Origin of the sequence: Arthrobacter sp. SDTb3-6 (assembly GCF_013376095.1) — a bacterium.
GTDB lineage: Bacteria > Actinomycetota > Actinomycetes > Actinomycetales > Micrococcaceae > Specibacter.
The window spans coordinates 1-877 of record NZ_JAAMFN010000127.1 but is presented as its reverse complement, the minus strand read 5'-3'; the positions used below and the strand labels follow the sequence as shown (position 1 = coordinate 877).

1 protein-coding gene is annotated in these 877 nt (G+C 67.3%); it reads left to right on the top strand.

Translation table 11 applies throughout. The annotated features are described in order from the left end of the window. A partial coding sequence (pdxS, locus tag G6035_RS19615; protein ID WP_176618777.1) for a pyridoxal 5'-phosphate synthase lyase subunit PdxS occupies window positions 1-876 on the top strand: 876 nt, incomplete at its 5' end. Window position 877 lies beyond the last annotated feature (1 nt).

Genomic DNA, 877 nt, shown 5'->3' with positions numbered 1-877 from the left:
ACCGGCAGCAGCCGCGTCAAGCGCGGAATGGCTGAAATGCTCAAGGGCGGCGTCATCATGGACGTTGTCAACGTCGAGCAGGCCAAGATTGCCGAGGATGCCGGCGCAGTGGCCGTCATGGCCCTTGAACGTGTCCCCGCGGACATCCGTGCGCAGGGTGGCGTCTCCCGCGCCAGCGACCCGGACATGATCGATGCGATCATTGCCGCCGTGTCGATTCCCGTCATGGCCAAGGCCCGGATCGGCCACTTCGTCGAGGCCCAGGTCCTGGAATCCCTCGGCGTGGACTACGTCGACGAGTCCGAGGTCCTGACCCCGGCCGACTACGAGCACCACATCGACAAGTGGAACTTCAAGGTCCCGTTCGTCTGTGGCGCCACCAACCTCGGTGAGGCCCTGCGCCGCATCAACGAGGGTGCGGCCATGATCCGTTCCAAGGGCGAGGCAGGCACCGGCGACGTCTCCAACGCCACGGGCCACATGCGCAAGATCCGTGCGGAGATCGCCAAGCTGGCCGCCCTGCCCGAGGACGAGCTGTACGTTGCAGCCAAGGAACTGGCCGCCCCGTACGAGCTGGTGAAGGAAATTGCCGCGACCGGCAAGCTTCCCGTGGTGCTGTTCACCGCCGGCGGCATCGCCACCCCGGCCGACGCCGCCATGATGATGCAGCTTGGTGCCGACGGCGTCTTCGTCGGCTCCGGCATCTTCAAGTCCGGCAACCCCGCCCAGCGCGCGGCCGCCGTCGTGAAGGCCACCACGTTCTACGATGACCCCAAGGTCATCGCGGACGTCTCCCGTGGCCTGGGCGAGGCGATGGTCGGCATCAACGTCGCCGACATCCCCGAGCCGCACCGCCTCGCCGAGCGCGGCTGGTAAC